General features: G+C 63.4%; 14 protein-coding genes. 9 read left to right on the forward strand and 5 right to left on the reverse strand.

Annotated elements, in window-relative coordinates; genetic code table 11:
- Nucleotides 1-41: 41 nt before the first annotated feature.
- A complete protein-coding gene (gene uxuA, locus P9273_RS07630; RefSeq protein ID WP_278048326.1) occupies nt 42-1,226 on the reverse strand; it encodes a mannonate dehydratase in 1,185 nt (394 codons plus the stop codon).
- A gap of 185 nt (nt 1,227-1,411) precedes the next feature.
- On the opposite strand from uxuA, the gene P9273_RS07635 reads away from it, so the two are divergent.
- A complete protein-coding gene (locus P9273_RS07635) occupies nt 1,412-2,140 on the forward strand; it encodes a FadR/GntR family transcriptional regulator (RefSeq protein WP_278048327.1) in 729 nt (242 codons plus the stop codon).
- Between the two features lie 17 nt (nt 2,141-2,157).
- Nucleotides 2,158-2,943, forward strand: a complete 786-nt coding sequence (locus P9273_RS07640) for an SDR family NAD(P)-dependent oxidoreductase (protein ID WP_278048328.1) — start codon at nt 2,158-2,160, stop codon at nt 2,941-2,943.
- A gap of 40 nt (nt 2,944-2,983) precedes the next feature.
- Here P9273_RS07640 and P9273_RS07645 read toward each other — a convergent pair whose 3' ends face one another.
- Nucleotides 2,984-3,211: a hypothetical protein gene (locus P9273_RS07645; protein ID WP_278048329.1), complete on the reverse strand. Its 228-nt coding sequence runs from the start codon at nt 3,209-3,211 to the stop codon at nt 2,984-2,986.
- A 175-nt stretch (nt 3,212-3,386) separates the two neighbouring features.
- On the opposite strand from P9273_RS07645, the gene P9273_RS07650 reads away from it, so the two are divergent.
- Nucleotides 3,387-4,010, forward strand: coding sequence for a flavodoxin family protein (locus tag P9273_RS07650; protein ID WP_278048330.1), 624 nt, complete (start codon nt 3,387-3,389; stop codon nt 4,008-4,010).
- 84 nt (nt 4,011-4,094) lie between these two features.
- Here the strand turns inward: P9273_RS07650 and P9273_RS07655 are convergent, their stop codons facing one another.
- A complete protein-coding gene (locus tag P9273_RS07655; protein ID WP_278048331.1) occupies nt 4,095-5,471 on the reverse strand; it encodes an aspartate aminotransferase family protein in 1,377 nt (458 codons plus the stop codon).
- 257 nt (nt 5,472-5,728) lie between these two features.
- Here P9273_RS07655 and P9273_RS07660 point away from each other — a divergent pair, with 257 nt between their 5' ends.
- The 6 genes from P9273_RS07660 to P9273_RS07685 all read left to right on the forward strand — a co-directional run bounded on the left by P9273_RS07660 (nt 5,729) and on the right by P9273_RS07685 (nt 12,219).
- Nucleotides 5,729-6,850, forward strand: a complete 1,122-nt coding sequence (locus P9273_RS07660) for an NAD(P)/FAD-dependent oxidoreductase (RefSeq protein WP_278048332.1) — start codon at nt 5,729-5,731, stop codon at nt 6,848-6,850.
- A gap of 166 nt (nt 6,851-7,016) precedes the next feature.
- Nucleotides 7,017-7,454 (forward strand): DUF2267 domain-containing protein, encoded by a 438-nt coding sequence (locus P9273_RS07665; RefSeq protein WP_278048398.1) that lies wholly within the window; start codon nt 7,017-7,019, stop codon nt 7,452-7,454.
- A 263-nt stretch (nt 7,455-7,717) separates the two neighbouring features.
- Nucleotides 7,718-9,478: a thiamine pyrophosphate-dependent enzyme gene (locus tag P9273_RS07670; RefSeq protein ID WP_278048333.1), complete on the forward strand. Its 1,761-nt coding sequence runs from the start codon at nt 7,718-7,720 to the stop codon at nt 9,476-9,478.
- A gap of 12 nt (nt 9,479-9,490) precedes the next feature.
- Nucleotides 9,491-11,482: a protein-L-isoaspartate(D-aspartate) O-methyltransferase gene (locus tag P9273_RS07675; protein WP_278048334.1), complete on the forward strand. Its 1,992-nt coding sequence runs from the start codon at nt 9,491-9,493 to the stop codon at nt 11,480-11,482.
- 54 nt (nt 11,483-11,536) lie between these two features.
- A complete protein-coding gene (locus P9273_RS07680) occupies nt 11,537-11,740 on the forward strand; it encodes a hypothetical protein (RefSeq protein ID WP_041006299.1) in 204 nt (67 codons plus the stop codon).
- Between the two features lie 161 nt (nt 11,741-11,901).
- Complete coding sequence (locus tag P9273_RS07685) at nt 11,902-12,219, forward strand: hypothetical protein (protein WP_278048335.1); 318 nt, start codon at nt 11,902-11,904, stop codon at nt 12,217-12,219.
- A 94-nt stretch (nt 12,220-12,313) separates the two neighbouring features.
- Here P9273_RS07685 and P9273_RS07690 read toward each other — a convergent pair whose 3' ends face one another.
- Nucleotides 12,314-12,712 (reverse strand): hypothetical protein, encoded by a 399-nt coding sequence (locus P9273_RS07690; protein ID WP_278048336.1) that lies wholly within the window; start codon nt 12,710-12,712, stop codon nt 12,314-12,316.
- A gap of 131 nt (nt 12,713-12,843) precedes the next feature.
- Nucleotides 12,844-13,158 carry a hypothetical protein gene (locus tag P9273_RS07695; RefSeq protein WP_040996146.1) on the reverse strand — a complete coding sequence of 105 codons (315 nt, stop codon included), beginning with the start codon at nt 13,156-13,158 and terminating at the stop codon, nt 12,844-12,846.
- Nucleotides 13,159-13,207: the final 49 nt, after the last annotated feature.

Consider the following 13,207-nt stretch of genomic DNA (forward strand, 5'->3'; position numbering starts at 1 on the left):
CTTTACCTACGCAAACCGCGATCCGCTTCCGGGCTGCGACCTCAAGCCAGCCCGAACCGCTCGACGGCCCGCATGATGCCGCGCAGTTCGGCAAGGCCCTTGAGCCGGCCGATCAGCGAATAGCCGGGATTGATCCTGGTCTTGCCGATGTCGTCGGCGAGAAGGTGTCCGTGATCGGGCCGCATCGGAATGCGCCAGTCGGCCCGGCCCTCCTCGCGGCGGCGCGCCTCTTCCCGCATCAGGGCGAGGATGACATGCGCCATGTCCGTGCCGCCCTCGAGGTGCTCGGCTTCATAAAACGAGCCGTCCTCCTCGATGGTGACGTTGCGCAGATGAACGAAATGGATGCGGGCCGCAAATTCCTTCACCATGGCGATAATGTCGTTGTCGGCGCGCGTGCCATAGGAGCCGGTGCAGAAGGTCAGCCCGTTCGCCGGACTGTCGACGGCATTGAGGATGAAGCGCGCATCCTCTGCGGTCGAGACGATGCGCGGCAGGCCGTAGAGCGAGAAAGGTGGATCGTCGGGGTGGATGCACATTCGCGCCCCGACTTCCTCGGCCACCGGAATGATCTCGCGCAGGAACCAGGCGAGATTGTCGCGCAATTCCTGCGGCCCGATCGCATCATAGTCGGCCAAGGCCTCGCGAAAGCTGTCGCGGTTGTAGGCGCGCTCGGTGGCGGGCAGGCCGGCGATGAGGTTGCGTTCGATCCTGTCGATCTTCTCGTCGCTAAGCTGCTTCAACCGTGCTTCCGCCTCGGCGATGCGGTCAGGCGTGTAGCCGGATTCGGCATTTTTGCGCTTCAATACAAACAGGTCGTAAGCGGCAAAATCGATCGCGTCGAAGCGTAGCGCATAGCCCGTCGTCGGCAAGCGGTAGGCCAGATCCGTGCGGGTCCAGTCGACCACCGGCATGAAATTATAGCAGATCGTCGCGATGCCGGCCTTGGCCAGCGCGCGGATCGTATCCCTATAGAAGCCGACATAGCGGAGCCGCTCCGGCGAACCGATCTTGATCGAGTTGTTGACCGGAATGCTCTCGACCACCGACCAAGTCAGCCCCGCCGCCTCGATGATGCGCTTACGCTCGAGGATGTTTTCCAGCGGCCAGGCGCGCCCGTCATAGATGTCGTGCAGAGCCGAGACGACGCCTGTCGCGCCCGCCTGCTTGACATGATCGAGGGTCACCGGATCGTCGGGACCGTACCAGCGCCAGGTTTGTTCCATTTGCCGCTTTTCCTCCGTGAGAGGTCGCCAACTTATTGTTGGACCACAGCGGGAGTCAAACTAAAATTGGCGCCTGTGAGGGGCTGCCCCGCTTTGGTAAAGCCGGGAAATCGCCAGCATCAAGCCCAAGGCCGGTTGTTTTCCTTGAATCATACTATATGTTGGTCCAACAATTAGGAGGATCAATGCCGGAGAATTCTCAGGCTGCACGTGACAATGTCGCCGCCCGCCGCGCCGGCTCCGCAGTGGACACCGCCGCCGGCCAGATCCTCGACCTCATCCGCGTGCGGCAGCTGAATGTCGGCGACGTGCTGCCGACGGAGCGTGAGCTCAGCGAGATCACCGGCGCCAGCCGCAACACGGTGCGCGAGGCGCTCCGCACCATCCGCACCTATGGGCTGATCGAACCCAAGCCGCGCGTCGGCGCGGTGCTGGCCGACGGTCAAAGCATAGCCGTCCAGAATTTCTTCGCCGCGCATATGGATGTCTCGCGCTCATCCTTCGCCGACATCCAGCGTTTCAGGCGCATCATCGAGGTCGGCATCGGCGATCACATCGTGCTCAATGCCACAAGCGAGCAGATCGAGGCTCTCGACGCGATCAACGCCAGGATTGTCGACAGCCGCTCGATCGAGGAAGCTGCTGAGAACGACTTCAATTTCCACATGGCGCTGATCGGCCTGGCGGACAACCGGATGCTGACGGATATGTATTCCTTCCTGTCCCCGGTGATCCTGCGGATCATGACCATCGGCAAGGAAATGCGCCCGGTGCTGGCCGACACCCGTGCCGCGCATGGCGAGATCATCGCCGCCCTGCGCGCGCGCGACAGGCTGGCTTACGCCTATCTGATGAGCCGCCATCTCGATTTCGCCCTGCGGTTCCTGCCGGAAGAACCGGCTTCCCAGACGTGACCAAAGGAGTTTCAGCAATGAAGGATTTTGACGGCAAGGTCGCTTTGGTGACCGGAACGACCGGGATCGGTCTCGCAACCGCCAGGCGCCTTGCGGCCGGCGGCGCCGCGATCGTCGCCTGCGGCATCGACCGCTCGGCCAATGCGGCGATGAGAGCGGAGCTGGAAAGCTCCGGGGCCGGCGCTCTGGTCGTGGACACCGACGTCTCCGTGCCGGAGGAGGTCCGCGACGCCGTTGCAGCCGGTGTCGCTCGCTTCGGCGGCCTCGACGTGATCGTCAATTCCGCGGCGGTCCATCCCTATGGAACCGCGACCACGACCGACTGGGAAACCTGGAACAAGGCGATGACGGTCAATGTCGGTTCGATCTATCTGACCGCCCATTTCGGCATCCCGGAAATGATCAAGCGTGGTGGTGGCGCCATCGTCAACGTCGCCTCGGTGCAGGGTTTTGCCTGTCAGCAGAACGTCGCCGCCTATGCCACCACCAAGGGCGCCATCCACACGTTGACGCGTTCGCTGGCGCTCGACTACGCGGCCGCCGGCATCCGGGTCAATTCGGTCAGCCCCGGCTCGATCCGCACGCCGATCCTGGAGAAGGCCGCGCGCGGCGACAACGGCAGCGATGCCGATGTCGAGGAAGCCTATAAGCGTTTCGGCGCGGCCCATCCGCTCGGCCGCATCGGCGAACCGGAGGAAGTGGCGGAGCTTATCGCCTTCCTGTGCTCGTCAAAGGCCGGCTTCTGCACCGGCGCGGACTACAAAATAGACGGCGGCCTGACCGCCGGCATCGGCGTGAAGTGACCATGAACATTGGTCTTGGTCATACCGGGAATCGCTGACATCAGACAATTTCCGCTTTGCCCGCCAGGCGGGCGCCACACATATCGTCGCACAGCTCACCAACTATTTTCCCGGGCGCGATCCTTCCCTGTCCGCCGGCAGCGAGGTCGACGCGTGCGAAGATCCTCGGCGCGCGCGGCGCGCTGGTAGTCCGCGGCGAGAAGCTCGTCGCCAAGGCGATCCGCGAGGGGATGAGCGCGGTCGAAGCCTGTAAGGCCTTCGGCGTCATGTGACGGGCTGCGGTCGCGTCGCATCGCATTGACGCAACCGAAGGTCCGATCTCCCGGCAGGAGTTCCGCCGCCATCAGCCGACGCCTCGCCGATCAGTTCCGCCCTCGGCGAAAGAGGCAACCTCAGTCCCTGCTTCGCGTTGGTCCCTCGTGGCCAAGCAGGAAGGACGTTCAATGCCGCTCACCGCTTTCGCTCTCAATTGCACACTCAAGATGCCCAAGGACGACGAACGATCCTCCACCGACCGAATGCTCGCGGAGCTGACCAAGGCCCTGGTTGCGCATGACGTCGAGTGCGAGACGGCCCGTGCGCTCGCGCAGGAAATCAAGCCCGGTGTGCTTTCCGACATGGGCGAAGGCGACGACTGGCCGAAGCTGCGCAAAAAGATCCTGGCGGCCGATATTTTCATCCTTGGCCTGCCGATCTGGATGGGGCAACCGTCGAGCGTTGCCAAGCGCGTGATGGAACGGATGGACGCTTTCCTGTCGGAAACCGACGACCGCGGGCGCATGCCGGCCGCCGGCAAGGTCGCGCTGGTGGCGATCGTTGGCAATGAGGACGGCGCGCATCATTGCCATGCCGAATGCTATCAGGCGCTCAACGATGTCGGCTTCACCGTTCCTGCCAATGGCGGGATCTATTGGGTCGGGGAAGCGATGGGCGACGTCAATTTCGTCGATCTGCCCGGCACACCTGAAAAGGTCGTCGGCATGATCAAGATGGCGGCGTCCAACGCCGCTCATCTGGCCGGGCTCTTCAAGACGAAAAACTATGTCGGCGTACCTGCCGACGGTTGATGCCGCTCAGCCCAAAAGAGATGACAGCCGAAGCCCTGCGACAACGAGCGACTGACTAACCCCGCCGGATATTGACGAAGCCCTTCAGCTCTGCGGATGAACCTGCGGCAACGCGGCCTCGAGCGACCGCTCGAACGCATCGACCAAAGCATCGATCTGCGTCTCGGTGATGATCAGCGGCGGACAGAAGGCGATCGCGTCGCCCATATTGCGCGAGATGACGCCATTCTGCTGCAGGAAGCCGTTGACCAGCGCCCCGAGCGCCGCGGGCTTGCCCCAGGCCGCCTTGGTCGCCTTGTCAGCGACGAGCTCCACGGCGGCGATGAGACCGACGCCGCGCACCTCGCCCACCAGCGGATGCGAGGCGAGCTTGCGCAGCCTTGCCTGCAGGTGCGCGCCGACCTTGCGCGCATTGCCGACGAGGTCGCGCTCCTCGATCAGCTTGACGTTCTCCAGCGCGACGGCCGCGGCGACCGGATGACCGCCACCGGTGAAGCCGTGTCCGAAAGTGCCGATGCGGTCGCTCTCGTCGGCGATCGGCCCGAAAACCTTGTCGTTGATGAGCAGCGCCGAGATCGGCAGGTAGGAGGACGAGATCTGCTTGGACAGTACCATGATGTCGGGCTTCATGCCGAAGGTCTGTGAACCGAACATTTCGCCGGTGCGGCCGAAGCCGCAGATCACTTCGTCGGCCACTAGCAGGACGTCGTACTTCGACAGCACCGCCTGGATCTTTTCCCAGTAGCCGGCGGGCGGAACGACGACGCCGCCGGCGCCCATGATCGGCTCGCCGATGAACGCGGCAATCGTTTCAGGCCCCTCGGCGAGGATCAGCTTCTCGAGCTCATCGGCGAGCCGCGCGGAAAACTGCTCCTCGCTCTCGCCGGGCTCCGCATCGCGCCAGTGATGCGGCGTCGACGTGTGCAGGATGTTGGCGATCGGCAGGTCGAAGGAGAGATGGTTGTTCGGCAGGCCGGTGAGACTTGCCGAGGCGATGGTGACGCCATGATAGCCGCGCTTGCGGCTGATGATCTTCTTACGCGCCGGCTGGCCGAGCGCGTTCGAGCGATACCAGATCATCTTGATCGCGGTATCGTTGGCCTCGGAGCCGGAATTGGTGAAATAGGCCTTGCTCATCGGCACCGGCGCCATCTGCACCAGCTTCTCGGCCAGGTCGATCAGCGGCGAGTGCGCCTTGGAGCCGAAGTCGTGATAGAAGGGCAGCTTCGACATCTGCCTCGTCGCGGCATCCACCAGCCGCTTTTCCGAGAAACCGACCGCGACGCTCCACAAGCCCGCCATCGCCTCGATATAGCGGTTGCCGGCGATGTCTTCGACATAGATGCCATCGCCCTTTTCGATCACCAGTGGCCCCGCTTCCTGGTGCTTGCGGGCATTGGTGTAGCCATGCATGTGGTAGCGTATGTCGCGCGCTTCGGGGGAATTCGGTCTGGCGTCCATAACGGGCTCCTGTCTGCAGGCGTGCAAGCGAAGACGTGCGGGCGAAGATAGGACCGTCCCGCCTGTCGGTAAGTCCACGGCCCTCCTCGCATTTGGAGTGTTTGATGCATCATCGCGCGGTCCGCCCGCAAGAGCCGCCCTGTCACGATCGATAGCGCCATAAGATTCTGCACACTGTCCGAACAAAGTTTTGGACACCAGCTATACGATCGTTGAGAAGGCAGCGACGCGCCGCCGGCGCAACCGAATGGACGGGCATGGAACAGGTAGACTGCGTAATTGCCGGCGCCGGCGTCATTGGTCTTGCGGTCGCGCGTCGTTTGGCGGCGCTCGGTCTCGAAACGCTGGTCCTCGAAGCGGCGGACGCTATTGGCACCGAAACGAGCTCGCGTAACTCGGAAGTCATCCACGCCGGCATCTACTATCCTGAAGGCTCGCTCAAGGCGCGGCTCTGCGTTGACGGGCGCGAGATGCTCTATCGCTATTGCGCCGAACGTTCGATCCCGCATCGACGCTGCGGCAAGCTGATCGTAGCCACCGACGAGGCCCAGGAACCGGTGCTTTCATCCATCCGCGCCAATGCCGCCGCTTGCGGCGTAGACGATCTGCGCTTGCTGGACCCCGCCGAGGCGCGAGCGCTGGAACCGGCGCTGCGTTGCACGGCCGCCCTGCTCTCGCCCTCCACCGGCATCGTCGACAGCCATGCGCTAATGCTGGCGCTCCTCGCCGATGCCGAGAACCGCGGGGCCGTGCTTTCCCTCAACACGCGGATAGCTGGGGGCCGGATCGAAACCGGCCGCATCCTGCTCGAGACGGCCGACACCGCAAGCGGCGAACGCTTTGAAATCGCCACTCCGCGTTTCGTCAACGCCGCAGGCCTCGGCGCGGTCGCCCTTGCCGGCGCGCTCGTGGGATTCGACCGCAAATTCCTGCCTGCGCTTCGTTATGCAAAGGGCAATTATTTTTCCACCACCGACCGGGCGCCGTTTTCAAGACTGATCTACCCGGTTCCGGAGCCGGGCGGGCTGGGCGTCCACCTGACGCTGGACCTTGGCGGCACCGCCCGCTTCGGTCCGGATGTGGAGTGGACGGATACGCTCGATTACCGCGTCGATCCGGCGCGCGGCAAACGCTTCTACGATGCGATCCGCCAATACTGGCCGGATCTGGCCGACGATAGTCTGCAGCCGGCCTATAGCGGCATTCGGCCGAAACTCTCTGGACCGGGCGAAGCCAACAGCGACTTCGTCATCCAGGATGCGACCACCCACGGAAGTGCCGGCCTGGTCAACCTGTTCGGCATCGAAAGCCCGGGACTGACCTCCAGCCTGGCGATTGCCGAACATGTGACGCGCAGCCTCGCACCGGGTACACGTTGATGGACAGCCGGCAAGCTTCGATGCCGCCATGGCGAGCTGCCCGGCGCGTCTAGGAGAACGCTTCCGGGCAGCCGATCAAAACAATTGCCAAACGGACGAAACAATAGCTGCGGTAGCGTGTTCTGCTTTCGATGGGTGTGTGGGCATTTCTCATCTGGAGGCGATGATGAGTGCTAATGGCCTCGACGTTTTCGACAAGACGATACAGACCACCAACATCTGGCTGAAGGAAATCATGGATGATCTCGGGCCCGATCGGCAGCTGGCGTGGCATACCCTTGGCGTCGTCCTGCGGACCTTGCGCGACAGGCTGCCGCCGGACCTGGGGGCCAATCTCGCCGCCGAGTTGCCGCTCCTGATCCGCGGAGCCTACTACGATCAGTACTATCCGTCCGATCAGCCAACCCGCGACCGATCTATCGACGAGTTTCTGGACCCGGTTGCGGACGGATTGAAGGCCACGCGGCCGGTCAATCCCGGCGATGCGGCGCGCGCCGTATTCAAGACGCTCGCCCATCATGTCGATCTCGGCCAATCGGCCAAGGTGCGGGACGCCCTGCCCCGGGACGTTCAGACGCTTTGGCCGGGCAGCATCGGCGCATAGGCGGCTTCCCGGCCGACCTGGGCCTCCGGCGCACATCCCGGCATTGTGCCGCTTTTGACGATGTCGAAAGCTTAGGGGCTTCACGGGCCTTCCGATGGGCAGACCGCCTTCAACTCACCGCTACGGATTTCCCCGAAAATACCGAGCAGGCGGGATTTCTCGTAACGGAGAAGCCTCGTCCGGCGCGGGATTGCTCCTCACGGCGCCAATAAGGGAACCAACCGCAATCCTACTGGTTCGGAAGCCAACAGCGGAGTCTCGCCATGCCCAACGCAGCCGAAATCCTAGTCGACACCTTGATTGCCTGGAACGTCGAGGTCGTCTTCGGGCTCCCCGGCGACGGCATCAACGGCGTCATGGAGGCGCTGCGCAAAAACCAGGACAAAATTTCTTTCGTTCAAGTGCGACACGAGGAATCGGCCGCATTCATGGCCTGCGCCTACGCGAAATGGACAGGCAGGCTCGGCGTGTGCCTCGCAACGTCCGGGCCCGGCGGCACCCACCTTCTGACCGGCCTATATGATGCGAAGCTCGACCAGGCCCCGGTGTTGGCGATCACCGGCATGCAGTTCCACGACCTTATCGAGACATTCACGCAGCAGGACGTCGACCTGACCCGCGTCTTCAACGATGTGAGCGTCTATAACGTCCAGGTTTCGGATGCCGCGCATATGGAGAACGTGGCGAGCCTCGCTTGCCGCACGGCGCTCGCACGCAAGGGCGTCGCTCATCTTTCGATCGCCAGCGATATCCAGGAACAGCCCGCCGATGCGGCCAAGCGGTCCAAGCGCAACCGGCCGGCGCACACGCCGCAGGACATGTTCGCCCCCCACTGCCTCGCTCAGGATGCGGAGTTGGACAAGGCCGCGGCCATCCTCAACGGCGCGCGGCGCGTGGCAATTCTGGCGGGACGTGGGGCGATCGGCGCGGCTGCCGAACTCGAACAGACCGCGCGGCTCCTGCAGGCGCCGATCGCCAAGGCGCTGCTCGGCAAGGCGGTGCTGCCGGACGATCATCCCTACACAACCGGCGGCATCGGCATTCTGGGCACCTTGCCCTCGCAGCAGGCGATGGAAACCTGCGATGCCGTCCTCATTGTCGGCTCGACCTTCCCTTACATCGAATATTATCCGCAGCCGGGCAAAGCTCGTGGCGTCCAGATCGACTGTGACGCACAGCGCATCGGGTTGCGCTTCCCGGTCGAGGCCGGCCTCGTCGGTGACGCGGGCGAGACCTTGCGTTCCCTCAACAAGCGGCTCAAGCAGAAGGCCGACGGCGAATTCCTGGCGACGGCGCAAGGTGCGATGCGAAAATGGCGCGAGATGATGCGTCAGTCCGAAGATGGCTCGGCCCATCCGCTCAAGCCGCAACGCGTCGCGCGCGCTTTCGGCGAACGCCTCGCCGAAAACACGGTGTTGGCGACCGATTCCGGCCAGAACACGGAACTGGCCGCGCGCCATGTCGATCTTGGCGCCGGACAGGCCTTCGGCCTTTCGGGCGCGCTTGCCTCCATGTCCTGCGGTTTGAGCTATGCCATCGCCGCCGGCATTGCCTTTCCGGGCCGACCGGTCGCGGCGATCGTCGGCGATGGCGGTCTCGCCATGCAGCTCGGCGAGTTTTCCACGGCGGTGCGTTACGGCATTCCGCTGAAGCTTCTGGTCATCAAGAACAACATGCTGAACCAGATCGCCTGGGAGCAGATGATGTTCCTCGGCAACCCGCAATTCGGCTGCGAATTGCAGCCGATCGATTTCGCCAAGGCTGCGGAGGCGATGGGCGGAAAAGGCTTCAGCATCGAGCGGGCGGACGATGTCGAGCGTGTGCTGGACCAGGCCTTCGCCGCCAGCGGGCCGGTGATCATCGAAGCGCTGGTCGACGCCTACGAGCCGATGATGCCGCCGAAAATGCCGCCCGACTACGCCAAGAACTTCCGCAAGGCACTGCCTCAGACTCCGGGCCGTGACCTGATCGAGGAAAACGTCGCCCGCCAGCCGGCCAGGGCGATGATGGAGGCAGGCGAATAGGAGGAAATTCCGATGCTCGATCTTTCCCGCGAGCGCCGCCGGATGGTCGATGTTCACCTAAGTCGTCGCGGCATCCGTGACAGGGAAATCCTGGCGGCAATGCGCGAGGTTCCGCGCGAGGCCTTCGTCGATCCCGGCTACGAAGAATTCGCCTATGAAGATGGACCCTTGCCTATCGCGGAAGGGCAGACCATATCGCAGCCCTACATCGTCGCCTTCATGCTGGAAATGGCGGAGATCGGCCCTGGCGACCAGGTGCTCGAAGTCGGCACGGGATCGGGCTACGCAGCCGCGGTCATGAGCCGCGTCGTCGACCATGTCTACACGATCGAACGGCATGCGGCGCTGGCCGAGGCTGCGCGGCAGCGCTTCCAGAACCTCGGCTACGGCAACATCGAAGTGCGGACCGGCGACGGCACAAGAGGTTGGCCCGAAGCGGCGCCCTTCGATGCCATCGTGGTCGCGGCGAGCGGACCGGGCGCGCCGCTGGCCTTGCAGCAGCAGCTCGACGTCGGCGGCAAGCTGGTTATCCCGGTTGGCGACGATCCCGACGAGCAGCGGCTGCTGAAGGTAACCCGCACCGGCGCATCGACTTACAGCGAGGAGGATTTCGGCGGGGTTCGCTTCGTCCCGTTGATCGGCGAACAGGGCTGGCGGGAGGAAAGCCGCCCGGGAATTGCCCGCACGTTACCGCTTGCCCGCCCGCGCAGCCTGCCGGAGATGATCGCCGCGGCGGCCGAGCCACTTTTGGACTTCGATGATCCCGGCTTCGCCGAGGCGTTCGACCGGTTCGCGGACCGGCGGGTCGTGCTGCTCGGCGAGGCCAGCCATGGCACGTCCGAATTCTACCGGGCGCGCGCGGCTATCACCAAAAGCTTGATCGAGAGGCACGGCTTCACCATCGTCGCGGTCGAGGCCGATTGGCCCGATGCCGCCGCGATCGACCGCTATGTCCGCGGCCGCGGCGCCTCGCCCGGCGCCGATCGGCCGTTCCGGCGCTTTCCAACCTGGATGTGGCGCAACACCGACGTCGCGGCATTTGTGGAATGGCTGCGCGAGCACAATGAAAAGGTCAAGGCGCTCCAGCCGCAAGCAGGCTTCCATGGCCTCGACATTTACAACATGCGCGGCTCGATCGCCGCCGTCCTGGAATATCTCGACCGCGTCGACCCGGAAGCGGCAAGGGTTGCGCGGGAACGCTATGGCTGCCTGACGCCGTGGCAGACCGAACCGTCGACCTATAGCCGCGCCGCGCTGACCAAGGGCTATCGCGAATGCGAGAAAGCGGTCCTCGAGCAATGCCGCGATATGCTGGCGAGGCAGCTCGATCATGCGGGCCAGGAGGGTGAGGAACTTTTCGACGCCGCGCAGAATGCCCGGCTTATCGCCTCCGCCGAGCGTTATTACCGCACCATGTATTATGGCGGACCGCAATCCTGGAATTTGCGTGACACACATATGTTCGAAACGCTGGAACGCATCCTCGACGCGCGGGGACCGAACGCCAAAGCCGTGGTGTGGGCGCACAATTCCCATATCGGCGATGCGCGTTACACCGAAATGGGAATCTCCCGCGAGGAAGTGAATATCGGCCAACTCTGCCGACAGCGCTTTGGCGATGCCGCGGCACTCATCGGTTTCGGCACGCATGCAGGCACTGTCGCCGCGGCAACCGACTGGGACGGCGAGATGGAAATCAAGTCGGTGCGGCCGTCGCGCGAGGACAGCTACGAACGGCTCTGCCACGACTCCGGTATCGACCGGTTCCTGCTTGACCTCGGGCGCGACCCGAACCTGCGCGACCGTCTGACCGAGCGCCGTCTGGAGCGCTTCATCGGCGTGATCTACCGGCCGGAAACCGAACTGCACAGCCACTATGCCGACGCTTCGCTGGCCCGGCAGTTCGACGCCTTCGTCTGGTTCGACGAAACCAGCGCCGTCACGCCGCTCGGACCCGAGCACGCGGCTCAAGGCGTGCCCGAAACCTATCCATTCGGCGTTTGACGCCGGAACATTCGGCGCCGTCTCCGGTTTGGAAACATACAGCGAGGAACGGCCATGAGCGGAAACCAGCACCCGAAATCGAAGAAACCAAGCGACGCGGATATGGCGAACGACCCCGGCATCGGAACCTCCAAGGGCACGATCAAGGAGGGCGACGAGTTGGAGCACGGTGAGAACACCGTCGAGGGAGACGTCGAGAACGACACCACCTCCGCGGGCGGAATCAACCCGCGCCAGAAAGTCCGAACCAACAAATAATTCCAGTTGCTGTCACGTTAGACGCAACGTTGCGTCGCATGTTATCCCAGAGCAAAGTAACAAAAATAAATTATCGTGGCGCACATAGCTCAACGGGAACATAGGCAGAGATTTCTTGTTTGACTCGTATCGCAATCAGGCGATCGACTAGGAGACCTCCCATGATTAAACTTCTCTCGGCTTCGGCCGTCGCAATCATCCTCGCCACATCAGCAATGGCACAATCCAGCGGGTCTGGCACCAATGGTAGCGGGACCGGCGCCACCACGGGCACCAACGGCACAGGGGCCACGACCGGAACAAGCGGCATGAACAACAACGGCAATGGCAACACACTCGATCCGAACGCCACCAACAGCACGAACACGGCCAACCCCAACGGCGGCACCGACCGGTGCAAGGATGCGGCAGGCAACGACATCGACAACAACACCGCGAGCGGCAACACCACATCCAACATGCAGAATTGCAACAAATAGGCACGTCGGCCTGCCTTGCCGTGCACATGAAGAAGGCCCGTCTTTCAGAGACGGGCCTTTTTTCTTGGCGCCTTTGCAGGCGAACCGATCCACATCACATGCCGCGGTCCGGAACATAAAGGCAGAAGGAGTGCTGGGCCCTGTTATCGCCGCCAGGCTTGCACTCGTGAAAATATTCGTCGCGCGATCGCTTGATGCGGTGATCACTGTAGGGGATCAGTTCGCCGGTCGAGAGCTGGTAACCGTATTTCGTCTCTTTCACATCCGAAGGTGGCGCCTGGTAGCAATCCACCCCAGCACAGCAGGAAGGATCATATTGCCAGCCCGCCGGCGCCTGGTGCGCCGATGCCGGGACGCAGAGAGAACCAGCCAGAACGCTTGCAGGCAAAATTAGCCACATTAGCCACACCTGCGAGCGGTGCTGATCGGACGGACGGCACGTCACCGCACCCAGCCGGTTCTGAACGTGTCTGATTGAGGCTTTTCTGTTCATGGTCGGTCCGCCGTGTTGCGGCGGCCCCGGATCCCGGGGCCTCACAGACCGCCGCCGGGATACAGGGGATCCCCGGCGGAGGCCGCTACCGAACTTGGAAGTCAAAGCTATGTTCCACGGGGCGGCGTCGTTCATTCCTTTGTATAGGCGCCGGGCTGACGACCGCCCCTGGGCGCCTTGGCGTCCTTGGAATGCTCTGCTACTGCCGGGCCGGCGCCTGAGCTCTTCTCCGTCGCCGGGCTTGGTGTCGGCTGTCCCGACGGATTGCGGCCCTCTGATTGACGGGTCTTGTCCTCGACCTCGCCCTGTTTGCGGCTGAGGCCGGGATCGACATGGGGTCTTTCGTTGCCGGCGGCATCTTGGGAAAATTCGTCGCTCGGGTCCGGATCATTATTGGCAGGATATTTCCTGGCGCCGGTCTCGCGACGGTTCTGACTGTCCTTCATGACTTATCTCCGGTTGGTTGAAGGATAACATCGGCGGAAGGGCGACGTT

Origin of the sequence: Mesorhizobium sp. WSM4935 (assembly GCF_029625735.1) — a bacterium.
Taxonomy (GTDB): Bacteria; Pseudomonadota; Alphaproteobacteria; order Rhizobiales; family Rhizobiaceae; genus Mesorhizobium.

What these genes read in the sequence shown, in the direction of transcription:
- uxuA (WP_278048326.1), bottom strand. Translation starts at nt 1,226, where the DNA reads ATGGAACAAACCTGGCGCTGGTACGGTCCCGACGATCCGGTGACCCTC.
- P9273_RS07635 (WP_278048327.1), top strand. Translation starts at nt 1,412, where the DNA reads ATGCCGGAGAATTCTCAGGCTGCACGTGACAATGTCGCCGCCCGCCGC.
- P9273_RS07640 (WP_278048328.1), top strand. Translation starts at nt 2,158, where the DNA reads ATGAAGGATTTTGACGGCAAGGTCGCTTTGGTGACCGGAACGACCGGG.
- P9273_RS07645 (WP_278048329.1), bottom strand. Translation starts at nt 3,211, where the DNA reads ATGACGCCGAAGGCCTTACAGGCTTCGACCGCGCTCATCCCCTCGCGG.
- P9273_RS07650 (WP_278048330.1), top strand. Translation starts at nt 3,387, where the DNA reads ATGCCGCTCACCGCTTTCGCTCTCAATTGCACACTCAAGATGCCCAAG.
- P9273_RS07655 (WP_278048331.1), bottom strand. Translation starts at nt 5,471, where the DNA reads ATGGACGCCAGACCGAATTCCCCCGAAGCGCGCGACATACGCTACCAC.
- P9273_RS07660 (WP_278048332.1), top strand. Translation starts at nt 5,729, where the DNA reads ATGGAACAGGTAGACTGCGTAATTGCCGGCGCCGGCGTCATTGGTCTT.
- P9273_RS07665 (WP_278048398.1), top strand. Translation starts at nt 7,017, where the DNA reads ATGAGTGCTAATGGCCTCGACGTTTTCGACAAGACGATACAGACCACC.
- P9273_RS07670 (WP_278048333.1), top strand. Translation starts at nt 7,718, where the DNA reads ATGCCCAACGCAGCCGAAATCCTAGTCGACACCTTGATTGCCTGGAAC.
- P9273_RS07675 (WP_278048334.1), top strand. Translation starts at nt 9,491, where the DNA reads ATGCTCGATCTTTCCCGCGAGCGCCGCCGGATGGTCGATGTTCACCTA.
- P9273_RS07680 (WP_041006299.1), top strand. Translation starts at nt 11,537, where the DNA reads ATGAGCGGAAACCAGCACCCGAAATCGAAGAAACCAAGCGACGCGGAT.
- P9273_RS07685 (WP_278048335.1), top strand. Translation starts at nt 11,902, where the DNA reads ATGATTAAACTTCTCTCGGCTTCGGCCGTCGCAATCATCCTCGCCACA.
- P9273_RS07690 (WP_278048336.1), bottom strand. Translation starts at nt 12,712, where the DNA reads ATGAACAGAAAAGCCTCAATCAGACACGTTCAGAACCGGCTGGGTGCG.
- P9273_RS07695 (WP_040996146.1), bottom strand. Translation starts at nt 13,158, where the DNA reads ATGAAGGACAGTCAGAACCGTCGCGAGACCGGCGCCAGGAAATATCCT.